This window comes from Bacillus sp. S14(2024), assembly GCF_050473785.1.
GTDB lineage: Bacteria > Bacillota > Bacilli > Bacillales > Bacillaceae_G > Bacillus_A > Bacillus_A yunxiaonensis.
The window spans coordinates 1,420,781-1,443,735 of record NZ_JBFLUP010000006.1 but is presented as its reverse complement, the minus strand read 5'-3'; the positions used below and the strand labels follow the sequence as shown (position 1 = coordinate 1,443,735).

Sequence of the window (22,955 nt, the reverse complement as noted above, 5' to 3'; positions counted from 1 at the left end):
CTAAAGATGAAAGGAGAGATTGCATATGCTTACAATGAATGATGTGATTCGTGAAGGAAATCCAATTTTACGAGCAGTAGCTGAGGAGATAGCTCTACCAGCGAGCGAAGAAGATGTACATATATTACGAAAAATGATCGAATTTGTTATTAATAGTCAAAACCCCGAAATGGTTGAAAAATATAATTTACGTCCTGGAATTGGTTTAGCAGCTCCTCAAATTGGTGTTTCTAAAAAAATGATTGCTGTTCATGTAACCGATAGAGATGGAACGTTATATAGCTACGCTTTATTTAACCCGAAAATTATCAGTCACTCTGTAGAACGTACGTACCTATCAGGTGGCGAAGGTTGTCTATCGGTAGATCGCGAAGTCCCTGGCTATGTGCCTCGTTACACTCGCATCACTGTAAAAGGAACAACAATAGACGGTGTAGAAGTGACACTACGTTTAAAAGGTTTACCAGCTATTGTCTTCCAACATGAAATTGATCACTTAAACGGTGTTATGTTTTATGACCATATTAATAAAGACAATCCATTTTTAATCCCAGAAAATACAACACCTTTAGAAAGATAAAATGAAACTTCCAACAGTGTTTTTTCATCCCCCACTGTTGGAAGCTCTCACCAATCGGGCTTTTACGAGCAGTTATCCCTCACCATATCTTCCTCGTTTCTATTTCAATCTTAAGGTGGGGGTCTTACTGCCCGCGAATAGCGGGATAAAATGCAACTCCTATCAGTAAGGGCCTTTGCTGTCCGCCAATAGAAGGATAAAAAAATTAGTCTGTTTTCATTAAACTTAATGAAAACAGACTAATTTTTACATGAAATGGTTTTCATACTGATCCTTTACAATAATCCTGCCCACTGCAATCCATGAAGGATACCATCTTCTGCAACATCTTTCGTTACATAATTAGCAAGTTTCTTCAAATCTTCATGTCCATTTCCCATAGCAATTCCTGTCCCTACAGTTTCAATCATTTCGAAATCATTTAACCCGTCCCCAAATGCATAAACCTGTTCTCGAGTGAATCCAAGCTTTTCAATAAATTTTTCAATTCCTTTCGCTTTCGATCCCCCCATCGGAATAATGTCCATAGAATAAGCATGCCAGCGAATAAAATGAAATTGCGGATAGTCGTTGATAAACTTTTCTTCTTCCCCTGCTTTACAAAATAGAAGCGTTTGATAGATGTCACGCTTTTCATAAAAACTAGGTTCAAACACGGGATGACTCATGCGAAGACTAGCAAAGCTTTCTGCTACATAATTATGTGATGCCACTGTCGCCTTCATGTCTTGATGATCCAAATAAACAAGAGGATAGCCTTCCTCTTCTGAAAACTTCGTGAAGGCATGTAATGTATCTGGGTGTAAAGGATTTTTATATACAACTTCATCTTCAAATACAACATACTGTCCATTAAAACTTACGTAATTATGAATATTTAGCTCTTTACGAATATCTTCAAACATAAATGGTGCACGTCCTGTTGCAATTGCTACATGTACCCCATTTTCTTGAAGGCGACGTACAGCTTCTCTTGTAGATTGTGGTATTTCCTTGTTATGATCTAGTAATGTTCCGTCAATATCAAAAAAGACAATTTTATCATTCATTTACATAATCCTTTCTACTACATCAAGTTAAACATCTCACTTCATCGTTTAAATCTCTTCTCAAATACTAAAAAAGTATAACATATAAAACATCTATGAAGAAAGCGCTCAGCATCTAACCATCTTACCTAACTATGCATATACTGAAATAAAAACGGCACTGCAATTCAACACATGAATTTTCTTTTCTATTCTATCTCATACTATAATTTGAACGAAATATCTTCTTAATAGTAGTTCATTTTCTAAAATTCACTTCTTATTGCACATTAGAATAAGATTACATGCATGTTTTGAACGAAGAAAGGAAGGGACAATCGTGCTAAAGAAACTGAAGAAAAAGTTAAAAGTATATTGGAACGATTTACTTCGTAAAAAAACAATTGCTTAAATCGTGCCCATTTCGGGCTTTTTTCTTCATTCTTATTCGAAAAAACATGAAAATCATAACCGTTTGCTTTATAATAGGTAAAAGATAGCCTAAAACATAAACAAGGAGAGATTGTTTTAATGATTTTTAAAGTATTTTATCAAGAAAAAATGCTAGAGGTACCTGTACGTGAAAATACTAAGGTACTTTATCTAGAAGCTGGGTCTGAAAGAGAAGTTCGCACAAAGTTACACAAGTTCGCATATAATATCGAGTTTATCCAGTCTGTAACTGGTGCTCATCTTGAATATGAAAAGCAATATGCAGATTTCAAATTAGCGGAGAACGTCTAATTTATGAAATTCTTAAAAAATGATCAAACTGCTGTTTTCGCGCTTGGCGGACTCGGTGAAATCGGCAAAAATACATATGCTGTCCAATTTCAAGATGAAATTATTATTATTGACGCTGGGATTAAATTCCCAGAAGACGAACTTCTCGGGATTGATTACGTCATCCCTGACTACACGTATTTGGTACGTAACGAAGAAAAAATTAAAGGACTCTTTATTACACATGGTCACGAAGATCATATCGGTGGAATCCCTTATTTATTGCGTCAAGTAAACATTCCAATTTATGGTGGAAAACTTGCGCTCGGACTGATTAAAAATAAACTAGAAGAGCACGGATTACTACGAAAAGCACAACTGTATGAGATTAAAGAAGACGATGTAATTAAATTCAAAAAAACATCCGTTTCTTTCTTCCGCACGACGCATAGCATCCCAGATTCGTACGGTATCGTCGTGAAAACACCACAGGGTCAGGTTGTTCATACAGGAGACTTTAAATTTGATTTCACACCAGTTGGTGAACCAGCAAACTTAACAAAAATGGCTGAAATCGGAAAAGAAGGTGTCCTTTGCTTGCTATCTGATAGCACGAATAGTGAAGTCCCTCACTTTACAATGTCCGAACGCCGCGTAGGCGATAGCATTCAGGATATTTTCCGTAAAGTAGAAGGCCGTATTATATTCGCAACGTTTGCTTCAAATATCCATCGACTGCAACAAGTGGTAGAAGCTGCAGTAGCAAACAATCGAAAGATTGCTGTTTTTGGCCGAAGCATGGAAGCAGCAATGGAAATCGGACAAAATCTTGGCTACATTCGCTGTCCGAAAGATACAATTATTGAACCATCACAACTAAATCGTATACCAGCAAACCAAGTTGTGATTTTATGTACAGGAAGTCAAGGTGAACCAATGGCTGCATTATCTCGCATTGCCAATGGTACCCACCGTCAAATTCAAATTATCCCTGGTGATACCGTCGTATTCTCGTCCTCTCCGATTCCTGGGAACACGGTAAGTGTAAGCCGTACAATCAACATGTTGTATCGTGCAGGTGCTGATGTAATTCACGGACCACTGACTGACATTCATACAAGCGGACATGGTGGACAAGAAGAACAGAAATTAATGCTGCGTCTCATTAAACCAAAATATTTCATGCCAATTCACGGTGAATATCGTATGCAACGTATGCATGCAAAATTAGCGAATGATTGTGGTATTCCTGAAGAAAATTGCTTCATAATTGATAACGGTGATGTACTTGCGCTTCGTGAAGATGAAGCAACAATTGCAGGAAAGATCCCTTCTGGTTCTGTTTATATCGACGGAAACGGCATTGGTGATATTGGTAATATCGTACTTCGAGACCGCCGTATTCTTTCAGAAGAAGGACTTGTTATCGTTGTTGTTAGCATCGATATGAAGGAATTCAAAGTGGCAGCTGGACCAGATATTATTTCTCGCGGATTCGTTTATATGCGTGAAAGCAGTGATTTAATTAACGATGCACAGACATTGATTACAAATCATTTAGAAAAAGTAATGGAGCGCAAAACGACACAATGGTCTGAAATCAAAAATGAAATTACAGATACGTTAGCTCCATTCTTATACGAAAAAACAAAACGTCGTCCAATGATCTTACCAATCATTATGGAAATTTAAATAAAAAGGACAATGCCAAGCTGCATTGTCCTTTTTATTATTTTGCTAAAAACATTTCAAAGCGATCCACATCATTATCATGACCAATGACTATCAAAATATCTCCCATTTGAATATTTTCTGTCGCACGCGGTGAAACAAGAACTTCCTTTCCGCGTTTAATTGCCACAATGTTTAATCCAAACTTCGCACGAATATCTAATTCAATTAACGAATGACCATCAATCTTTTCATTCGCAATAATCTCAACGATGCTATGTTCATCTGAGAGTTCTAAATAGTCTAAGACACTACTTGAGGCAATATTATTCGCAATTCGTTTCCCCATATCACGCTCAGGATGAACAATATGATCGGCACCAATTTTAGTTAAAACTTTTTCATGATAATCGTTTTGTGCTTTCACAGTAATATTTTTCACGCCTAATTCTTTTAAAATAAGAGTCGTTAAAATACTTGCATTCAGATTATCACCAATCGCTACCACAACATGATCAAAATTACGGATTCCTAAACTTTTTAATACCATTTCATCTGTAGAATCGGCAATTACAGCATGGGATGCAATATTTGCAAATTCATTTACACGGTCTTCATTCATATCAATCGCCATAACTTCTATTCCTAGCTGCGCTAATTCCCGGCAAATGCTGCCGCCAAATCGGCCAAGACCAATAACAGCAAACTCTTTTTCCTTCGTACTCACACAAATTCCTCCAATAATATCGAATCGTATAAAGTAAATCCTCCATCAGTGTTTTTCATCTCCCACTCATGGTTAATTGAACGAATCAAGCTCTTATAAGCAGTTATTCTCTTATTCATTCTTTTTCTCTTTAAAAACTAGATACAAAGACTTTACTGCCGTTTAATTAGGATCAACTATCATTGTAGCATACTTTATAAAGTGAAACTTCCCTCAGAGGGGATTTTCTTCCTCTCCCTCTGAGGGAAAGCTCTCGCCAATCGGGCGCATGCCAGCAGTTATCCCCCACCTATCTTCTGTAGAAAAGCGGAAGCGACTCGCCCAGAATCGCAGGACGCCCGCACCTAAGACAGAGAGGTGTTTTTTACCTCGTAGGAAGAAGTGAAGCCACCGAACATTCTAGCCACTGGAACTGGACAATGCTTTCGCCGAATCTTGAAGTGGAGGTCTTACTGCTCCCAAATAGCGGGATAAACGTTACAACAATTTCCTTTCTATCTTTATTTTTGTTTTTGAATATAGAAAAATTGTTGTAAATAAAACGCAAGCATACATATTAACATACCGAAAATAAATACATTTCCAAATGAACTAAACGTCTGAAATACAAATACTAAAGTTTCTTGTCCAAAAAAAGCAAATAATAACTGTATAAAAGCAAATAACAATGCAAATTGATAGTGCTGCTGATGAAATAAATAATGAGTAGCTCCTAAAAAACCAATAAAAGAAACAATAAATACCCACCATATTTCAATCATTTTTTGCCACCCTGTTAGCTCATATCCGTTCACAATAATAGCAATTGCTCCTATAACAAACATTGTTGGAACACTCCAAAACAAAGCCCACTTTCGAAAGAGTAATACCGCTTGCCTGTCTTCTCGTTTATACGCGCAATACGTTAAAAAAGCCGCACTTATATATAAAAGCGATACAATTGTCAGAACAATAATTAACCAAAAATGAAGCTGATAATACTCATTTTCTATATTTGTAACAATTGCAGCTATCAAACCTGGGATACATATACCAGTATATCCTTCAACTAGAGCTTTGTTCCAAAACACCATATTACCAATTCGAATTCCTAATAACATAAAAATAATGGCACCAAGGATAAATAAAGTCATTTTATTTCCAACTAAGCTCGTTGAAAAAGCAATCAATCCAACAAATAAGAATAGTACAAACGCATTCATAATTTCTACAACAGGCGATAAATACAATCTCATCCACTCATATGTGCTTGCATAGCTTTCTTTTTTTGCTAAACAATATGTATAGAAACTAACACCGAAATATGTCGCAGCTATGATTACATATGTATATAAAAAGAAACATAGTATAGTACTTCCGATTTGCACACTATCCCCTACCCTTTTTCTCTATATAACAAATTGATTTTACACATTTTGTATATGAAATGTAAACTAAAAACCTCCCTATCACGAGGGAGGTTTTCTATTATTCAGCTGTTTTTTCAGCTTCATCAAGAACACGATTAACTCGTTTTGTTAGCATTTGCATGCCGCTACCACCAGCTTGGAAATGACGCAGCACACCATTTTTATCAAAAACATAATATGCTGGCACATATTGATTTTCAAAGGAATCTGTAATTGCATGCTTATTGTCTACTAAAATCGGCTGTACAATACCGTGCTCCTCTGCCACTTCTTTCACTTTTTCAAGATCTAAATCTTCTTCTGAACGCGGCATATGTACAGCAATTACATTTAATTTGTCTTTATAATCATCACGGAATTCGTTAATGCTCGGCATCGCTTCTTTACATAAATGACAACTAACAGACCAAAAATGAATCAATGTTGGTTTATCGCCAATTAGCGCTTCCCTTACTACTTCTCCATTTAGTACAGTTGTTGCTCCTTCTAAGGAAGGCATTGGTTCACGTAACTTCATTACATTTCCTCCTTATGTATGTAGAGAAAGGCCTAACAACGATTTGTTAGACCTTTTTTTCACTCAGTCAAAAAATTAAACGTTTAAAGTTGCTTGACCTGGTTTCCAGTTTGCTGGGCAAAGTCCACCAGTTTGAAGAGCTTGAAGAACGCGGATTACTTCGTCAACTTCACGTCCAATGTTATTATGATGTACAACTTGATACATTAATTCGCCTTCTGGGCTAATGATGAATAGACCGCGAAGTGCGATACCCTCTTCTTCAAGTAATACGCCATATTCACGAGATACTACATGATTTGTATCAGCAGCTAATGGATATTTTAATTCACCTAAGCCGTTTTTCGTACGGTCAGTGTTAATCCATGCTAAATGAGTATGGATTGTATCAGTTGATACACCAATTACTTCTGCATCTAAGTCTTCAAACTCATCATAACGATCAGAAAGTGCGATGATTTCTGTTGGACATACGAAAGTGAAGTCCATTGGATAGAAGAAAAGCACTGTCCATTTATCTTGTTTCATAACCTCTTCAAGGCTTACTTTACCAAATTCTTTGTTTGGCATAACAGCATCCATCTCAAAGCGTGGAGCCTGTTTTGCTACCATACGTTCTGCCATATGTATCAACCTCCGTTAAATTTTTTGTCATATGTTATCTACTCTTGTATTATATATGAAGAATTAGTTTTTAGTCAATGTTATTTAATAATTATTATAAAATAACTAACTATTAACTTTTTCCTCTACCTACCATTATAAAGTATTGTGCTAGAATTACAAAAAAAATGCACGATAGATCATAAAAATTTTCTTATATAAAAAGGGAACACGCATTACGCTCTGTTCCCTTTCCATTTTACGTATGTTGTTAAAAAAGTAATCGCTTTTTCAATCGCCAACTCATTCGGCTGTAATTTCGCATGATGTAGACCATATTCAGATTCTACTCCGAGCCAAAACATAAAACCTGGAATATCACGAAGCATGTATCCAAAATCCTCTCCTGTCATCGCTTCCGTACAGGTAATAACATCCATATCTGTATGTTCGGACGTAAATTTCATAAATTCCTGCGTTAACATTTCATGATTATATACTTGGTGATACATCGCTCCATAATCAATATGCGCTGTACATTGAAAAGACGCTTCAATCCCTCCAACAATTGCTTCAATGCGTTCCTTCACTCGTTTCATAGACTCAACAGATAATGTACGAATCGTTCCTTCTAAACGAGCCTTTTCCGCAATAATATTTTGTACTGTCCCACCTGTAATTTTCCCAATTGTAATAACTGCGCTATCTAGCGGATTCACATTTCGACTAATAACAGATTGGAGCTGTGTAACAAGGTGGCTTGCCGCAACAATCATATCATTAGCTGTGTGTGGATATGCTGCATGCCCACCTTTACCTTTCAAATCAATGTATAACTCCGATGTATTTGCAAAAAGCAACCCTTCCTTTGTTGCAATTGATCCAATTGGATATTCAGGTGCAATATGAAGCCCAAGAATCATATCCGGCTTCCATGCTTGAAATTCTTCACTTTGCAATAACGGAAGAGCACCGCCCGGCCCTTCCTCAGCTGGTTGAAAAATAAAAACGAGATGATCGTCAATTCGCTCTGTTACAAAAGCTGTTAATAATCCAAGACCGATCGTTGTATGAACATCGTGGCCGCATGCGTGCATCATACCTTCATGTAATGAAGCAAATTCATATCCTGTCTCTTCCGTAATCGGAAGCCCATCAATATCAGCACGGTAGCCAATTGTTTTTTCCGGATTTCGACCATGTACTTTTACAATGACACCCGTTTTCCACGTTTTTACTTCCATATATTCACTTGGAAGAGTATTTATATAATTTAAAATATATTGTTGTGTTTTCCACTCTTGAAAACCAATCTCTGGAATTTGGTGTAAATCTCTGCGCATTTGTATAAATTTATTTATCATCATCTTTTCACCACCATTGATAAAAAGCGTAAGAGCTCGCAAGCTCTTACGCTTTCTTTTTTATTTTTCTGGATTAAGTTGACGAAGTTCTTGTTTAATTTCTGTTTTCGCTTTTGTTTTTTCGTCAATTTCTTTAATAACGCGTGCTGGTGTTCCTGCAACAACTGTGTATGGCGGTACATCTTCTGTTACAACTGCACCTGCTGCAACAACTGCACCTTTACCTACTGTAACACCTTCTAGAACTACTACATTTGCACCAATTACAACATCATCTTCAACGATAACCGGTTTTGCAGAAGGCGGCTCGATAACGCCTGCAAGTACAGCTCCAGCTCCGACGTGACAATTTTTACCCACTGTTGCACGTCCACCAAGTACTGCATTCATATCAATCATTGAACCTGCACCAATTACAGCACCAATGTTGATTGTTGCATTCATCATAATAACTGCATTATCACCAATTTCAACATGGTCACGAATAATTGCACCTGGTTCAATACGTGCTTTAATGCCTTTTAAGTCAAGCATTGGAATTGCAGAGTTACGACGATCATTTTCTACAACATAATCTAGAACATGCTTTTTATTTTCATCAAGAATTGCCTTAATGTCAGACCATTCTCCAAATAATACACCTGATTTTTTATTTACAAATGCTTGTACTGTTTCTGGGAATGTAATTTCTTTTAAATCCCCTTTTATGTATACCTTTACAGGAGTTTTCTTCTCACTTTTTTGAATAAACGAAATAATCTCGTTTGCATCCATCATTTTCATGCTTGTTGCCTCCTAAATCCATTTATAATGTTACTCTACCAAACGAAAAGGCTCCTCGCAAGATAATAATCTTATTTTCCCTCTTGAATTTCTTCAATAATTTCTAAAAATGCCTGCACTTGTTTTAACTGTCTAGCCGATTCACTTGTTAATAGCCATGTTTCTCTAGTCAGTTGTACTGGAGTTTTATATGTTTTTTGCTTCACTTCTTTTAAAACAGTAGAGGGCAAAAGGGCATAACCAATACCATTTAAAACAAGCTGCTTACACGTTTCAATTTGATCGACAACAATTGTACGTTTAGGCGGATTAGAAAATAAACCATACCACCAATTCTGTATTTGTCCATAATATGTCGAATCACTTTTAAATTGAATGAACGGTCTATTCGTATCTTTTAACATGGAAATATCCTTAATCTCCGTATCAACTAAATATAACTCATCTTCAAATAATTGTTGTTTATATCCTTTATATTCTTGTGTTCCTCGCAAAATTGCAACGTGAACGTCACCTTCGTAAAAATGATTTTGCACTTCACTACTCCAACCTGTAAAAAGAGAAATTTTCACAAATGGATACCTTTGTACAAACATCTTTAAAACTGGCGGTAACCAGTATTGTCCAATAACAGAAGCCACAGCAAGTTTTAAAGTACCATATGTTTCCGTCTGAAATGTTGCTAATTCACTTTTAATTGCTTCTTCTCTCTGTAACATATCTTTAGCATAATTCGCTACTTTCTCGCCTTCTGGTGTAATCGTTAAGCCTTTTTGTGAGCGAATAAAAAATTTCATCCCCCATTGTTTTTCCATCGATTGGAGTCTTTGACTAAGCGCTGGTTGTGACACAAATAAGCGCTCAGAAGCTTTTCGCATATTTAGCTCTTGGGCTAAGATAACCATCATTTGAAAATCATCAATTTGCAATGTTTTCTCCTTTCTTCGTTACAACTGAACGATAAAAGCGACTTCTTCTTTCATTTGAAGTCGCCTTTTTCAAAGTTATCGATTAAACCGTCTTACCATTTTATTTAGTAATTTTAAGATTGCACGTCGCGTCAAAATCCCTTCAAAATATCCTTCCTCATTTTCAACACATACAAACGGATGATCAATCGTAATCTCTAATGCTTTTGCAAATGAATCCTGTAACTTTAGGCGTGGAATATCACCTTTCATCACACTTTCTACTTTCATGTCCTCTAACTTTTCAAATTCAATACGTTCTAGTCCCAAAATACCATCTAGAATCATTGCCGTACTCACTAATCCATGCAATTTGTACATCGGATTTAGTACTGGAATAGCAGAATAGCCAGACTTCACCAAGACAAGCAAAGCATGCTCAAGATTATTTCCAATTTGAACATGTGCTACTTTTTCAGATGAAATCATTAAGTCTTTTACAAAAACTTGCTGAAACTCCTCTTTTGGAATACTAATCATATTGTTATCCCTCACTTTATCCCATTCTAACAAGTAGCAATTGTAAACTAATCGTAAAAAACCAATTCATTCAAGTAATTCTTTATTTTCTCACTTCTATTTTCAGTTTATGACAACGTTTACATATTATTATTTGTCCTTTTGTTTCTCATATAAAATAAATAACCACAGTTCATTTTACCATAGAAACAAAAGAAAAGACTACCATTCTGGCAGCCTTAATATCCTTCATTTTTTAGACGAGCAAATAAGTTTGTGATTTGTTTGTAATGAGATATATCTGTTTTCTTTCGCCCAGTTTCGATATCAGAAAGTTCAACGGCAAGTATTTCACTCGCATAATTTTGCCGAAACAAAACATCTAACAATAAGCTTTGTTCCTCTTTTGTTAAATCAATTTCTCTACTCATTTTCTCCTCTCCTTATTCAACTGTCCTTATTCCTTATTATATAAAATATTTCCCCTATTTAATAGATTGAAAATTCAGTACAGAAATTATTTCGTGTACCGATTTGCATAGCTAGACGCCGCATATGCATCAGGCTTAATTTTAGGCGTTAACCCCATCGCTGTAATTTTATTTGTCATATCTAAAATAAACTCTCTCGTCAAACCGTCTTTCCCAATATCTAAATGAATTTCCATAACAAATTCAGCACCTTCTCCGCGGTACGGATAAAGAAGTTCCCACAACTGTTGTATTCGCTCAGGTGTAAATAAACAAGCAATCTCTTGACTAAACTGTGTTTCTAAATAGATTTTTTCTCGCAAACTCGGGGGCTTTCTCCGGATTGTCTGATGGTATAAACAACCCCACGCTCCTTTTCCAACACGGTGCAGATGAATTGCTGTAATAAAACGAGTATCATTTTGATGCACTTGTGAATCTGTTCCAATTGACAATCGATACATATTACGCGGTGCACTTTGAATAAAATGACAAATTCGTGAGAATACAGTCTCAAAGTTCATATGGCGCTCTGACAAATTGTAAAATTGATATTTTCCGTCCATACAGTCACGTCCCTTCTCATAGACAGACTTTCGTATTCTCATTGTATGGGACAGAATAACAAAATATGTCTTACTTATCCTTTACTCGTTTCGATATTCCGGATCAAATATGTACAAAATGGACATTTGAAAATAACATTTTGATTAGATTGCGCTGTTAATACATGTGTAATTTCTGACTCCCTATGACATTCCGGACATACAACAACAGGTATTTTCTTCATTTTTCTCACCTCTTTATCTCACTCATCGTGGACAATAAGAGTCCAATTGATAAAAGTTTCATTTTCTAGAATGCATTATCAGTGTAGGAACAGAGAGCTAATATTATTCAGCTTACATAAAAAAAGAAGATGCCTTTATTCTCAGGCACCTTCTTTTTATGTATCAAGAAAGAATATCGTAAATCTCGATTGCAACCATATCAATATTATCAAATTGATATACTTGTGGTTTTTCTCCTTGTTGATACACTTCTAGCTCGTACATATCGCTTTTATCAAAATATTTAACGCTACATTTGCGTTCACCGTTCACTTCAAAATAGCGTTGTGCTACTTCGCCGCTTTCAGCTTGTTCTTTTAGACTAACAAGACGAGTTAAAATTCCTTGGAGCAGAGACATGAAATCTCCCCTTTCTCTAATCTTCCTACGAATAGGTTTTGCAGCAATACTCATTCTATCCGTCATAACTGAAAAAATGTCCCACACACTAGGATAATGGTTATGAGCAAGAAACTCAACTAAAATTTGTCGAAAAAACGTACAAAAGGCCGAAATAAATGCCTTTATTCCGTTTCTCCCACGCTCAACAGCCAAAAAACTTTATCTCAATGCGCTTCTATTTAAGGAAATTTCACTTTATTGAAGTTTTTTACACACGAGAATATAATAGAAATGAGTTGAAGAGGAGGATTTACATGAAGAAAGTAGATGTATATACACAACCAGATTGTCCACCATGTCAAATTATAAAAGAATTTTTAAAACATAATCATATTACATTTACAGAATATGACGTGAAAAAAGATACTGCGGCTCGCAATCGCCTTCTCTATGATTACAATTCCTATTCTACCCCTACTGTTGTTGTAGATGGAGAAGTTGTAGCAGGCTTTCAAATTGAAAAATTACAACAGCTTTTAGAACTAGAACAATAAAGTGAAACTTCCATGAGTGGGGGTTTTCTTCATCCCCCACTCATGGAAAGCTCTCGCCAATCGGACTTTTACGTGCAGTAAGTCCCTTTTTATTCTTTTTCAAATTGTCTAATCTCAGATAAAAGCTGTTTATTTTCGTGATACCCTGCTAACTTCCATTTATCACCATCTTTTTGCAGTGTGATAATTTGATATTGGTCATTTGTTATATTATGTTCATACACATATAACAAATTATACTCTTGATTGTATACAATTTTTGTTTTTGATGAAAAAGTAAATGGCGCTTCTTTTGTAGGCAATAAATATTGAGCACTTCGTTTTTCATCCTGACTATTTTCATCCGTAAAAACTTGAAGGAAATTTTCTGTGAAATAAGGAGATAATGTATCAATCATTTTATCCATTGACAGTCGCTTACCACGAATAGAAAATTGTGCTTCATATCCCTTTCGAATCGTTTCAAATATTTCATTTTGATCAAATTTTGTTTCTTCTTTTCCAAGAACAGTTGTTACACTTTGTCCAATTACAAATGCAACAAAAAGAAATAGCACAATCCAAATCCCATACTTTTTCATTCTCGCACCCTCCTTGTAAAAAGAGCTTGTCCTTCTAGTATTCATTGTAGCAATGATTATATAATGACAGCGTACCTTTCGTTCGTAAAATCTTTACAACGATAGACATCATTCTTATCATAGTTGTCACTATTACCAATTTATGATAAAAACAAACAAAAAAATGCACGAAATATTTCGTACATTATAATAAAACATCTTCTTCATATAAAAATTCATAAGACAAATCAATAAATAAATAATGCTCATCATCAATAGGAAACGAGAATGTTCGAACCAATTCACCCGTTTCAAGATCCCCATATAAATCAGACAATCTTCCTTTTTGTTCAAAGCGCAGTTTCATAATGTTTTCTAAAAAGTATGGACGCCAACTCCAATTCTTCATATAATATTCTGGCATTAACACCCATTCTCCGTCTTTTTTCATGACGTTTCCTGACTGTTGAAAGCCATCTTCATTACAAATATAGGTACGGAAGCTGCAATGTGTTACTTGTTGACTAAAATTCACTAGCCATTTATTAAAATCTTCTATTTTTCTTTGTTTTGCTAATACATTTCCAACATATTCTCGAAGCGTTTCAGTCAGTTTATAAACTTTTTGCAATTTTCGTTTTTCATGCTGAATAAATTGATGACACTCATTGCCAAGACGCTCTTTCAAGATGTCTTTATCGATCAAATTTTCAGAAAATTCTTTTAAGTAATCCCCTTGATAGTATCTCCCACCATTTTTCCAAGCGTATTGCAACTGATAGAACGCATCAATATCTTCATACAATAATGTTGCACCAATACGTCTCGCTAGGAGTGATAATGAATATAAAATATCCTGATACGATTGTAATAGTGCCGTTTGACGTAAATTTGTTAAATCTACTTTTAAAATATCAGGAGCTAGCACACTAATTCTTTCAAGGTTACTTGTTCCTGTTCCTACTTTATTAATTGCAACCTGAATCCCATATGTACGATAATACATAAGTAAATGATTAAATTGTTCAATATCTTCTTTAAAGTCATGTTCTGTTATTTCTAGTACGATACGATTTAAACGTAATCCTTTCTTTTCATACGTTAATAATAAGTGTAGTAAACTTTCACTTTCATCGCTCATCAGTATATTTGCATTACGATGCAAAAATAATAAAAATGATTGATCTGTTTCTAAATATCGATCTAATGCTTTTCCTGAAATAATATTATCTACTTCAAGTTGAAACTCACCTGGAATCGAATCATCATGAAAGAAGGAAGCAAGACTGTGAATTCCTTCTTCTGTTTGTATGCGTCCTACTACTTCATATCCAATTACAGTATGTTCATCTGCACTAAAAATAGCTTGATAATAAGGAAGGACTTGATCCAAATTACTCATCACATCTAATGCATCTACCATAGTACTCCCTCCTTTTACTTTTCAAAAATTATAACACGTTATGTAGAAAAAATAACAAAAAAATCCCTTCAGTTTTCCTGAAGGGATTAGAGGGGTAAAATGCTAAGGGGAATTAGCAATTCTACTATGAAGAAAAAAGAGGTCTTAAATATACCCTATAAACAAGTTCCTTGTAAAGGCCATATTTCTATATGTCACAAATTTGTCACAAATATCCCATCCCTTAAAACGGATATTGATGTAAATGTTGGCCACCATCCATTGTGATGCAAGCCCCATTTATGTACGCAGCTTCTTCAGAGCATAAATAAAAAGCCAAACCAGCAATTTCTTCTGGTGTTCCAAGTCTTCCTAGCGGCACACTTTGCAATGTTCGCTTTGCTGCTTCTTCAGATATCCATAGCTTGTCAGCCCCACCTGTACGCTCAATTGGCCCTGGAGCAATTGCATTAACACGAATGCCATATTTACGTCCCCACTCAACAGCAAGCGTTCTTGTCATCGCTAATACACCAGCTTTAGCTGATGCAGAATGAATAACACCAGGACCTGCATCCCATGCGTAAGTTGCAACCATATTAATAATTGTTCCTTTTATCCCTTTTTCAATCCAATACTTCCCGATTGCTTGACTACAATAAAATGTACCATTTAACACAATATTAATAACAGCATTCCAACCATTTGGCGATAAATCTTCAGCCGGACAAAGAAAATTTCCCGCTGCATTATTTACGAGTACATCGATGCGTCCAAATTCTTCATCGATTTTTTCAATCATTCTTTTTATATCCTCAGTATTACGCACATCCATTTGTACAGGTAATACTTGTCCTTCAAATTGTTCAATTTCTTTCTTTGCCTCTTCTAATCGTTCTATTGTGCGTCCTGTAATAACAACACGCGCTCCCTCTTTGGCAAAACGAGTCGCCATTCCTTTGCCCATTCCACTTGAACCACCTGTAATTACAACTACTTTTTCTTTCACAATATCCCCTCCCAAAAATGAATACATATTCATTTTATCACTTTATTCACCAGAATTCTTTATAAATTTTAATTTTTCTGATATATTTTAATAAAATATACTATTCTATCGTTAACAATGAAAGGAGAGAAAATAAGTAGCGACTCATTCTAACAAATCACACCTTTCTACTACGATTATTTCCTATCATCTCGCTCATATTAATATGAATCATATAAACATGAATCATATAACAAGAAGAAACTTTATCAAAAAAGGTATTCGCACACTATTATATACTTGTATAACGGCCGGAACGGGTTACTATTATGCAAAATATATTGAACCATCCCTTCTCTCTTTTACGTATCATACGATTCGTTCTCCACTTATCCCACGTGGATTTAACGGTGTTAAAATGGTTCAATTTAGTGATTTACATTTAGGATATTACTACTCGCTTCAACAACTTTCTAAGGTAGTAACAAAAATAAATGAAAAAAAGCCTGATATCGTGTTTTTTACTGGAGATTTAATCGATAATTATCAAACATATGAAGATACTCCACTTGTTGCATCAATTTTGCAAAATATCATTGCTCCGCTTGGTAAATTTGCAATTTTCGGCAATCATGATCATGGTGGATATGGGACTGATTACTATCATCACATCATGACGCAATCTGGTTTTGAAATATTACAAAATATTGAAAAACGTATCCACCTATTAGATGGAAGTGAAATTTCCATTTTTGGTATTGACGATATCTTGCTTGGAAAACCTGACATACACGGAACCTTACAACAAGCACAAAATAATCTGTATACAATTGCTCTCGTGCATGAACCTGATATCGCACCGCATATTGCAAATTTCCCTGTCAATTTACTACTCTCTGGACATAGTCATGGTGGACAAGTACAACTCCCTTTCTTTGGCGCCATTATCACCCCTACATTTGCAAAACATTATATTGAAGGTTTTTATCATATCAAACAAAACTATGACTTGTTATTGTATGTTAATCGAGGTCTTGGAACAACCCGTGTACCATTTCGATTTTTAGCAAAACCGGAAATTACGCTCTTCACATTACAATCGACATAATATCCGAACTTATTTCGCCTATTTTCCGCACCATTCTCTCTTGTACTCGCTCATCTATGTTATCTTTTCCATATGATAACAATGAGTTCAATGAAGGAGGTTTTAACATGTATCCACAATACCAGCCGATTCCGTTCCGCTCAGCACCAGTTGTTCCAATTGGAGACTCACGATTTCTACCATTTTTCGGATTCCCTTTTTTAGCTGGTCTTGCAGGAGGTTTAATCGGCGGAGCATTGGCATTTGGCCCTAGACCATATTATCCTTGCTATGGCTATGGCGGCTTTCCTTGTCCAACACCGTATTTTTACTAATGTAAATAGAAACAACTATGGAAAAAGGCCTCATATTGAGGCCTTTTCTCTATATTATATAAACAGCTTCAAAATATAAAAATATAAGGATATACATCTATTGTTTCGCTACTTTTAGACAGTAAAACTCCTATCTCGAGATTGTAAGAAATCCGAGAAGATAGGTAAGAGTTAATTGCTAATATGCGCCTAATTGGTGAAAACTTTTAATCAATAGAGAATTCAACATCCACTGTTGGGGGTTTCACTTTATCCCGCATTAACGGGCAGTAAGACCCCCCGCCTCAAGATGCAGAGAAAAGCGAAGAAGAGACGTGGGGATAACTGCCCGTAAAAGCCCGATTGGTTCAACTAACCTTCTGGGAAAAAAATGCTCCCAGAAAGAAGTTTCACTTTATTCTTCCTCTGTGTGTGTATATGCCATTTGAAAGAGTCTCATTTGACTTTCCATTTCTTGCGTATCATCATTTACTACATAATGATATTCTCCATACTCATCTTGTTCACGCGCTTTTACATTATCATCTAAAATGAGTTGTAAAATATCTTTAATTCGCGCTTTCATATCGAACCCTAAAATCGGAAATGAAATTTCCACACGTTTTTCCATATTGCGCGTCATCCAGTCGGCTGACGACAAAAATAACTTTTCTTCTCCGTTATGGTGAAAATAGTAAATGCGGCTATGTTCTAAATAACGGCCTACTACACTAATGACACGAATATTTTCACTTACACCTGGAATTTGGGGACGTAAACAACAAGTTCCCCTTACAATGAGGTCAACTTTCACGCCAGCTTGTGATGCTTCATATAGCTTTTGAATAAGCGGCTTATCTGTTAACGAATTCATTTTCGCAATAATATAACCATTTCCATATTGTTTATGATAACGAATCTCTTCATCAATGAGTTCAATAAATTGCTCACGAATATCAAACGGAGCAACGGATAATTGATGAAAATGGGGTTTCATGGTATACCCACTTAAATAATTAAAAAAGTTTGTCGCATCAATACCGAAATCTTTACGTGATGTAATGTATCCAAAATCAGTATATAATTTCGCTGTTGCGTCATTATAATTACCTGTGCCTAAATGAACAAAACGTTCAATCTTCCCATATTTTCGTCTTACAACAAGCGTAATCTTACTATGTGTTTTCAAATGACTAACACCATAAATCACATGACAACCTGCTTTTTCTAATTCTTTTGCCCAGTGAACGTTATTTTCTTCATCAAAACGAGCCTTTAACTCTACAAGTACTGTCACTTGCTTCCCATTTTCTGCCGCTGTTTTTAAAGCTTTAATAACGGGGGAATCTCCACTTACACGATACAGCGTTTGTTTAATCGCTAACACATCAGGATCTTCTGCTGCATCTGCTACAAAATCAATGACAGGTTGAAATGATTCAAATGGATGATGCAATAGGATATCTTGTTCTAGAGCTTTTTCAAACACATCTTCTTCATCACCTAAATCTTGAGGTGGCTGTGGAATAAGTGCTGGATAGATTAAATTGTCATATGTAGATGCTAACTTCTTATAAAGCGCAAATAAACATGTTAAATCAAGTGGGCCATCAATCATATATACATCTTCATCTTTTACTTCTAACGCTTCGTATAATAAAGATAATACTCGTTCATCTAAGTTATCTGTTCCTACCTCTAAACGAACCGCTGCGCCCCATTTTCGTTTTTTTAATTCTTTCTCAATTACTTTTAATAAATCACGTGCTCCTTCTTCATGGATAGTCAAATCCGCATTACGTGTAATGCGAAAACGCGTAACAGCAGATACCATATATCCCGTAAATAATTTATGAGTAAAGTTACTAATCACATCTTCTAAAGAAATGAATTTTTGCCTATTATCTTCATTCGGTAAAAAAATAAAGCGCTCTAATAATGATGGAACTTGAACGATGCCAAGCTTGGTTCGATTTTCTTCTACTGTTTGTCTTTCATCATATAAAATAGCAGCTAAATTTAAGCTTTTATTCAATAACATTGGAAACGGTCGGTACGCATCAATTGCCACAGGTGTTAACACTGGAAAAATCTGCTCATCAAAATATTCTTCAATAAATTCCCGTTGTTCTTTCGTTAAATCGTGAAAAGATAATAATTCTATTCCTTCTTCCTTCAACGCAGGAAGTACAATATTTTGATAGGTATCATACTGTACTTTCATTAATTCATGTGCCTTAGTTGAAATCTTTTTCAACTGTTGTTTCGGCGTTAATCCAGCTTTATTTTCTGGTTGATTAAATCCAGCTCTTACCTGATCTTTCAATCCTGCAACACGCACCATAAAAAACTCATCTAAATTTGAGCTGAAAATACTGATAAACTTTAATCTCTCTAATAATGGATTACAGTCACCTTGCGCTTCTTGTAATACTCGCTCATTAAAGGCAAGCCAACTTAATTCACGATTGTTATAATAAGCCGTATCATTGAAGTTTATAAGACTATTCTTCACCGTTTCCATCTCCCCATCACACTTCCCTCTAAAGCTTTATCAATATAATTTTATTATATTCATTTTACCAAATATCCTTTGAAAGAAATGTAAATTTTTTGTAAAGAAGTTCGTACAAATTAACGTTTTTCGTGAAAATATAGTTCAATGTTTGCTTTTAAAGCTTTTTCCAGCTGTTTTTTCTGTTTTTCCGCCTGTACTTTTTCGGATAATGCTGATTGCTTACAGCAAATATAAAAAGCAAGAGCATCTTCGTTATTTACAATATGAATGGATTCGACAAGATTACGATTTGTCACATTTAATGCTGCAGAAAATTGTAAAATAGACCCTAATAATCGTATTTTTCTTTGTTCATCTTTTTCAAACCAATCTGTAAATGGTTCGATACATTGTTTAAACAACAATTTCGATTTATATGAAGCAATTAATGCTAATTTAATTCTTTCTTTATGCATCATGCCATCTATTGTTTTATTTGCTAACAAATAAAACGTATGCTGGCTGCTTGACTCTTCATCAATATATTTTCCAATATTAAATACTTTTGCTGCCCTATGAAGCAGAGTCCAATCTTCTTGCGTAAAGGAAATAACCCCTTTTTTTCCTAATTCTTTGCAAATAGTCATGGCATTTTTCATAAGTTGCATCACAACATTCATATCCATCTCATATTCATAAGAAAGTAAATGTAAACTTTCTTCCACAACATTGGGATAATAAGTAATCCCAAGTGAATTTGTTAATTCTTCATAAAAAACACCTTCTCGTAGTCCTTTTCTACTTAACGCAAAAGATGGTGCTTCTATAATAGTTGTTAACATCCTAAACACTTCTACCGCTGAAATAATGGTATCAGCTCGATCTTTTGCAAGACCCTCTAACTTTTGCAGTTCTGTAAATGAAAGCCTTAATAAATGTTCGTGCACATGTTCAATATCAGCTGGCTTCATCTTATATAAATGTAATCCAGAAATCGGATAAGAGATTAGATTCTGGTGAATGTTCACCATATTCCGTGCACTACCTCCAATTGCAATTAACGGTAATTTCTTACCTTTGAGCCATGGAAGCGATTGAAACTCATACCATAAATAATTTCTTAATTCCTCAAGTTCTTCTGAAGTTGGTGTATCATCACGAATGAATTGTTGCTTTAATGATAACGCTCCAAACGGAAAACTATAATATTCGATAATTTCTCGATTTTGGAAATAAGTAACTTCTGTACTTCCGCCTCCAATATCAACAGTAATTCCTTCTGTGAAAGAGGTGGAGTTCATAACCGCCATATATCCATAACGTGCTTCTTCATACTCAGACAATACCCGAATCTGAAAATCAGTGTGTTCTTCAACAAGACGTTTAATTTCCATTTGATTTTTAGCTTGCCGAACTGTTGCGGTTGCTACGCACAATACTTTATGTAACTGGTGAAACCGTGTGCTTTCTTGAAACTGCAGCAAAGTATGTAACAATACATGGATTCCTTCTTCAGTTAGAACACCATCTACTAAATAGTTGCGTAAGCGAGCAACTACCTTCGTATTTTCAATTTCTTTGTAAAAGCCACCATTTTGTTTTTCATAAATAACTAATCTCATCGTATTTGATCCAATATCAATAATCCCATATTGTTGTTTCAACACTCTCGTCATCCTTTTCTCTGTATCATTATATCATCATTTAAAGTTTTAAAGGCCTGTCCAACATAGCGTAAGAGCACTTAAGTTCATGAATAAGAGATTCTTCCAGATATTTTCCTCTACATAAAATAAAGTATTACCTTACTTCAAAGAAAGATATAACTATTATACAAAATAGTTGTTTTTATTCACAACATTGCTTTAATATTGAAAATACATATAATAGCTTTCTATATAGAAGAATTGCTAGCTTTTATTAAATTATGATACTGTAAACAGGAAAGGAGTGCTAAGATGAAATCTTCACAATCCCAGTCTCGTTCCTACAATCAATTTTCGGTCCATCAACTTGCTGAAGCAATTTTCAGTGTCAACCGACATGCAAAATCAGCTACAAATCCGAAATATTTATATTGGTTAAAAAAGACAGCTTTAGAACGATTAATTTCAGAAAAGCAAGCTACGAAAGAAGGTTTACACTTTTCCAAAAACCCACGCTTTAGCCAGCAACAATCTGACGTTCTTGTCCGAGCAGGTAATTATTACTTCCACATTCCTCCTACGAAAGATGATTTTCGTAATCTTCCACATCTCGGTAGCCTTGATTGTGCATATCGAAATCCAAAAACACATCTATCCTTAACATCTGCTAAAAAAATGCTCCAGCAGTATATTGGGGAAGAAGCATTTCAACAAGAAAAAAAATTAAACGAATCCATTCCTTGGTATCGTCGTACTTACACAAAAAAATAAAGAAGCTTTGGCCGTTTTGGCCAAAGCTTCTTTATTTTTTATCTTCTTTTATTTTAATGTTTGCTTGCTTATAAAAGGACAATTTTTCTTGATTATATTGTTTTGTGTATTCATTAAATTTATTTTTTGGAGAATCAATATCTTGATAAGATTGATTTACAGCTTTTACTTTCTCACTAATCGCTTTTAATTTTTCATCTTGTGCTTGCAGCATCGTATACAATTCTTTTTCTAATTTTAATGATTTTTTATAGCTATCATACATTTTGTTAAAAGCATCATAACGGCCTTTATACGCATCTTGTACTTTCTTTGCTTGTTCTTGTAGTTTTTTATCTTCCAGTTTCTTTATATTTTTATCAACATCTTTTACTTCTTTTTGTGCTTTATCTAACGTTTCTTTCTCTTTATCTAATACTTTTTCACGATCTGCATCGACTTTTATAGCTTGATCTAATTTCTCTTTTACGACTTGATTGCTATCTTTTCCGTCCTTTACAATCTGGTTGTACAATTCTTGTCCTTGCTTTTCTAATGTTTCCAATGTTTTCGCATCTTCAAACATTGTTTTTTCTTGTTTTGCAGCATTCTCAAATGCCACGTATAGTTCTTCTTCTGGTTTAGGTCCGAAGCAACCTGCAAGTAAACTCATTGATATAACT

General features: G+C 35.1%; 26 protein-coding genes. 7 read left to right on the top strand and 19 right to left on the bottom strand.

Features of this window, described 5'->3' with window-relative positions; all coding sequences use genetic code 11:
* Positions 1-25 precede the first annotated feature (25 nt).
* Positions 26-580: a peptide deformylase gene (gene def / locus AB1279_RS07795; protein WP_429758346.1), complete on the top strand. Its 555-nt coding sequence runs from the start codon at positions 26-28 to the stop codon at positions 578-580.
* Between the two features lie 275 nt (positions 581-855).
* Here def and AB1279_RS07790 read toward each other — a convergent pair whose 3' ends face one another.
* Positions 856-1,629, bottom strand: a complete 774-nt coding sequence (locus AB1279_RS07790) for a Cof-type HAD-IIB family hydrolase (RefSeq protein WP_429758345.1) — start codon at positions 1,627-1,629, stop codon at positions 856-858.
* Between the two features lie 510 nt (positions 1,630-2,139).
* Between AB1279_RS07790 and AB1279_RS07785 the strand changes: the two genes are divergently transcribed.
* Both AB1279_RS07785 and rnjA read left to right on the top strand, forming a co-directional pair.
* Positions 2,140-2,352: a DNA-dependent RNA polymerase subunit epsilon gene (locus AB1279_RS07785; RefSeq protein ID WP_035429230.1), complete on the top strand. Its 213-nt coding sequence runs from the start codon at positions 2,140-2,142 to the stop codon at positions 2,350-2,352.
* Positions 2,353-2,355: 3 nt separating this feature from the next.
* Positions 2,356-4,023: a ribonuclease J1 gene (rnjA, locus tag AB1279_RS07780; RefSeq protein WP_429758344.1), complete on the top strand. Its 1,668-nt coding sequence runs from the start codon at positions 2,356-2,358 to the stop codon at positions 4,021-4,023.
* Positions 4,024-4,060: 37 nt separating this feature from the next.
* On the opposite strand, the gene AB1279_RS07775 is transcribed toward rnjA, so the two are convergent.
* The 12 genes from AB1279_RS07775 to AB1279_RS07720 form a co-directional block, all read right to left on the bottom strand.
* Positions 4,061-4,729: a potassium channel family protein gene (locus AB1279_RS07775; RefSeq protein WP_429758343.1), complete on the bottom strand. Its 669-nt coding sequence runs from the start codon at positions 4,727-4,729 to the stop codon at positions 4,061-4,063.
* 500 nt (positions 4,730-5,229) lie between these two features.
* Complete coding sequence (locus tag AB1279_RS07770) at positions 5,230-6,096, bottom strand: cytochrome C oxidase assembly protein (RefSeq protein ID WP_429754087.1); 867 nt, start codon at positions 6,094-6,096, stop codon at positions 5,230-5,232.
* 100 nt (positions 6,097-6,196) lie between these two features.
* Entirely contained in the window at positions 6,197-6,655 is a 459-nt protein-coding gene (locus AB1279_RS07765) for a TlpA disulfide reductase family protein (protein ID WP_336481397.1), read from the bottom strand.
* A gap of 75 nt (positions 6,656-6,730) precedes the next feature.
* Positions 6,731-7,279, bottom strand: coding sequence for a peroxiredoxin (locus tag AB1279_RS07760; RefSeq protein WP_090914271.1), 549 nt, complete (start codon positions 7,277-7,279; stop codon positions 6,731-6,733).
* A gap of 215 nt (positions 7,280-7,494) precedes the next feature.
* Entirely contained in the window at positions 7,495-8,625 is a 1,131-nt protein-coding gene (locus tag AB1279_RS07755; RefSeq protein ID WP_429758342.1) for an N-acetyldiaminopimelate deacetylase, read from the bottom strand.
* Positions 8,626-8,682: 57 nt separating this feature from the next.
* A complete protein-coding gene (gene dapD / locus AB1279_RS07750; RefSeq protein ID WP_429758341.1) occupies positions 8,683-9,405 on the bottom strand; it encodes a 2,3,4,5-tetrahydropyridine-2,6-dicarboxylate N-acetyltransferase in 723 nt (240 codons plus the stop codon).
* 71 nt (positions 9,406-9,476) lie between these two features.
* The gene (locus tag AB1279_RS07745; protein ID WP_336481400.1) at positions 9,477-10,334 is read right to left on the bottom strand and encodes a LysR family transcriptional regulator; all 858 of its coding nucleotides are present in this window, start codon (positions 10,332-10,334) and stop codon (positions 9,477-9,479) included.
* Positions 10,335-10,409: 75 nt separating this feature from the next.
* A complete protein-coding gene (gene cbpB / locus AB1279_RS07740) occupies positions 10,410-10,853 on the bottom strand; it encodes a cyclic-di-AMP-binding protein CbpB (RefSeq protein WP_429754085.1) in 444 nt (147 codons plus the stop codon).
* Positions 10,854-11,071: 218 nt separating this feature from the next.
* Positions 11,072-11,263 (bottom strand): antirepressor AbbA, encoded by a 192-nt coding sequence (gene abbA / locus AB1279_RS07735; protein WP_336481402.1) that lies wholly within the window; start codon positions 11,261-11,263, stop codon positions 11,072-11,074.
* An 86-nt stretch (positions 11,264-11,349) separates the two neighbouring features.
* Complete coding sequence (locus AB1279_RS07730; RefSeq protein ID WP_336481403.1) at positions 11,350-11,868, bottom strand: ribonuclease H-like YkuK family protein; 519 nt, start codon at positions 11,866-11,868, stop codon at positions 11,350-11,352.
* Positions 11,869-11,942: 74 nt separating this feature from the next.
* Positions 11,943-12,092 carry a hypothetical protein gene (locus AB1279_RS07725; RefSeq protein ID WP_429754084.1) on the bottom strand — a complete coding sequence of 50 codons (150 nt, stop codon included), beginning with the start codon at positions 12,090-12,092 and terminating at the stop codon, positions 11,943-11,945.
* 163 nt (positions 12,093-12,255) lie between these two features.
* Positions 12,256-12,492 carry a YkuJ family protein gene (locus tag AB1279_RS07720; RefSeq protein WP_020059327.1) on the bottom strand — a complete coding sequence of 79 codons (237 nt, stop codon included), beginning with the start codon at positions 12,490-12,492 and terminating at the stop codon, positions 12,256-12,258.
* A gap of 296 nt (positions 12,493-12,788) precedes the next feature.
* On the opposite strand from AB1279_RS07720, the gene AB1279_RS07715 reads away from it, so the two are divergent.
* Positions 12,789-13,028 carry a glutaredoxin domain-containing protein gene (locus AB1279_RS07715; protein WP_429758340.1) on the top strand — a complete coding sequence of 80 codons (240 nt, stop codon included), beginning with the start codon at positions 12,789-12,791 and terminating at the stop codon, positions 13,026-13,028.
* A gap of 89 nt (positions 13,029-13,117) precedes the next feature.
* On the opposite strand, the gene AB1279_RS07710 is transcribed toward AB1279_RS07715, so the two are convergent.
* The 3 genes from AB1279_RS07710 to fadH all read right to left on the bottom strand — a co-directional run bounded on the left by AB1279_RS07710 (position 13,118) and on the right by fadH (position 15,999).
* The gene (locus AB1279_RS07710; RefSeq protein ID WP_429754083.1) at positions 13,118-13,609 is read right to left on the bottom strand and encodes a DUF3993 domain-containing protein; all 492 of its coding nucleotides are present in this window, start codon (positions 13,607-13,609) and stop codon (positions 13,118-13,120) included.
* Positions 13,610-13,793: 184 nt separating this feature from the next.
* The gene (locus tag AB1279_RS07705; protein WP_429754082.1) at positions 13,794-15,011 is read right to left on the bottom strand and encodes an EAL-associated domain-containing protein; all 1,218 of its coding nucleotides are present in this window, start codon (positions 15,009-15,011) and stop codon (positions 13,794-13,796) included.
* Positions 15,012-15,234: 223 nt separating this feature from the next.
* The gene (gene fadH, locus AB1279_RS07700; RefSeq protein ID WP_098305717.1) at positions 15,235-15,999 is read right to left on the bottom strand and encodes a 2,4-dienoyl-CoA reductase; all 765 of its coding nucleotides are present in this window, start codon (positions 15,997-15,999) and stop codon (positions 15,235-15,237) included.
* 220 nt (positions 16,000-16,219) lie between these two features.
* Here fadH and AB1279_RS07695 point away from each other — a divergent pair, with 220 nt between their 5' ends.
* Complete coding sequence (locus tag AB1279_RS07695; protein ID WP_429758339.1) at positions 16,220-17,086, top strand: metallophosphoesterase; 867 nt, start codon at positions 16,220-16,222, stop codon at positions 17,084-17,086.
* 107 nt (positions 17,087-17,193) lie between these two features.
* Complete coding sequence (locus AB1279_RS07690) at positions 17,194-17,400, top strand: hypothetical protein (RefSeq protein WP_429758338.1); 207 nt, start codon at positions 17,194-17,196, stop codon at positions 17,398-17,400.
* Between the two features lie 394 nt (positions 17,401-17,794).
* On the opposite strand, the gene AB1279_RS07685 is transcribed toward AB1279_RS07690, so the two are convergent.
* Both AB1279_RS07685 and AB1279_RS07680 read right to left on the bottom strand, forming a co-directional pair.
* Positions 17,795-19,903, bottom strand: a complete 2,109-nt coding sequence (locus tag AB1279_RS07685) for an RNA degradosome polyphosphate kinase (protein WP_429758337.1) — start codon at positions 19,901-19,903, stop codon at positions 17,795-17,797.
* A 110-nt stretch (positions 19,904-20,013) separates the two neighbouring features.
* Positions 20,014-21,552 (bottom strand): exopolyphosphatase, encoded by a 1,539-nt coding sequence (locus AB1279_RS07680; RefSeq protein WP_429758336.1) that lies wholly within the window; start codon positions 21,550-21,552, stop codon positions 20,014-20,016.
* Positions 21,553-21,834: 282 nt separating this feature from the next.
* Here AB1279_RS07680 and AB1279_RS07675 point away from each other — a divergent pair, with 282 nt between their 5' ends.
* Positions 21,835-22,293, top strand: coding sequence for a YkyB family protein (locus AB1279_RS07675; RefSeq protein WP_336481413.1), 459 nt, complete (start codon positions 21,835-21,837; stop codon positions 22,291-22,293).
* Positions 22,294-22,324: 31 nt separating this feature from the next.
* Here AB1279_RS07675 and AB1279_RS07670 read toward each other — a convergent pair whose 3' ends face one another.
* Positions 22,325-22,945: a YkyA family protein gene (locus AB1279_RS07670; RefSeq protein WP_429754447.1), complete on the bottom strand. Its 621-nt coding sequence runs from the start codon at positions 22,943-22,945 to the stop codon at positions 22,325-22,327.
* Between the last annotated feature and the right edge of the window lie 10 nt (positions 22,946-22,955).

What these genes read in the sequence shown, in the direction of transcription:
- AB1279_RS07785 (WP_035429230.1), top strand. Translation starts at nt 2,140, where the DNA reads ATGATTTTTAAAGTATTTTATCAAGAAAAAATGCTAGAGGTACCTGTA.
- cbpB (WP_429754085.1), bottom strand. Translation starts at nt 10,853, where the DNA reads ATGATTAGTATTCCAAAAGAGGAGTTTCAGCAAGTTTTTGTAAAAGAC.
- AB1279_RS07720 (WP_020059327.1), bottom strand. Translation starts at nt 12,492, where the DNA reads ATGTCTCTGCTCCAAGGAATTTTAACTCGTCTTGTTAGTCTAAAAGAA.
- AB1279_RS07755 (WP_429758342.1), bottom strand. Translation starts at nt 8,625, where the DNA reads ATGATGATAAATAAATTTATACAAATGCGCAGAGATTTACACCAAATT.
- AB1279_RS07695 (WP_429758339.1), top strand. Translation starts at nt 16,220, where the DNA reads ATGAATCATATAACAAGAAGAAACTTTATCAAAAAAGGTATTCGCACA.
- AB1279_RS07760 (WP_090914271.1), bottom strand. Translation starts at nt 7,279, where the DNA reads ATGGCAGAACGTATGGTAGCAAAACAGGCTCCACGCTTTGAGATGGAT.
- def (WP_429758346.1), top strand. Translation starts at nt 26, where the DNA reads ATGCTTACAATGAATGATGTGATTCGTGAAGGAAATCCAATTTTACGA.
- dapD (WP_429758341.1), bottom strand. Translation starts at nt 9,405, where the DNA reads ATGAAAATGATGGATGCAAACGAGATTATTTCGTTTATTCAAAAAAGT.
- AB1279_RS07725 (WP_429754084.1), bottom strand. Translation starts at nt 12,092, where the DNA reads ATGAAGAAAATACCTGTTGTTGTATGTCCGGAATGTCATAGGGAGTCA.
- AB1279_RS07705 (WP_429754082.1), bottom strand. Translation starts at nt 15,011, where the DNA reads ATGGTAGATGCATTAGATGTGATGAGTAATTTGGATCAAGTCCTTCCT.
- abbA (WP_336481402.1), bottom strand. Translation starts at nt 11,263, where the DNA reads ATGAGTAGAGAAATTGATTTAACAAAAGAGGAACAAAGCTTATTGTTA.
- AB1279_RS07675 (WP_336481413.1), top strand. Translation starts at nt 21,835, where the DNA reads ATGAAATCTTCACAATCCCAGTCTCGTTCCTACAATCAATTTTCGGTC.
- AB1279_RS07765 (WP_336481397.1), bottom strand. Translation starts at nt 6,655, where the DNA reads ATGAAGTTACGTGAACCAATGCCTTCCTTAGAAGGAGCAACAACTGTA.
- AB1279_RS07730 (WP_336481403.1), bottom strand. Translation starts at nt 11,868, where the DNA reads ATGGACGGAAAATATCAATTTTACAATTTGTCAGAGCGCCATATGAAC.
- AB1279_RS07690 (WP_429758338.1), top strand. Translation starts at nt 17,194, where the DNA reads ATGTATCCACAATACCAGCCGATTCCGTTCCGCTCAGCACCAGTTGTT.
- rnjA (WP_429758344.1), top strand. Translation starts at nt 2,356, where the DNA reads ATGAAATTCTTAAAAAATGATCAAACTGCTGTTTTCGCGCTTGGCGGA.
- AB1279_RS07715 (WP_429758340.1), top strand. Translation starts at nt 12,789, where the DNA reads ATGAAGAAAGTAGATGTATATACACAACCAGATTGTCCACCATGTCAA.
- AB1279_RS07790 (WP_429758345.1), bottom strand. Translation starts at nt 1,629, where the DNA reads ATGAATGATAAAATTGTCTTTTTTGATATTGACGGAACATTACTAGAT.
- AB1279_RS07685 (WP_429758337.1), bottom strand. Translation starts at nt 19,903, where the DNA reads ATGGAAACGGTGAAGAATAGTCTTATAAACTTCAATGATACGGCTTAT.
- AB1279_RS07680 (WP_429758336.1), bottom strand. Translation starts at nt 21,552, where the DNA reads ATGACGAGAGTGTTGAAACAACAATATGGGATTATTGATATTGGATCA.
- AB1279_RS07670 (WP_429754447.1), bottom strand. Translation starts at nt 22,945, where the DNA reads ATGAGTTTACTTGCAGGTTGCTTCGGACCTAAACCAGAAGAAGAACTA.
- AB1279_RS07710 (WP_429754083.1), bottom strand. Translation starts at nt 13,609, where the DNA reads ATGAAAAAGTATGGGATTTGGATTGTGCTATTTCTTTTTGTTGCATTT.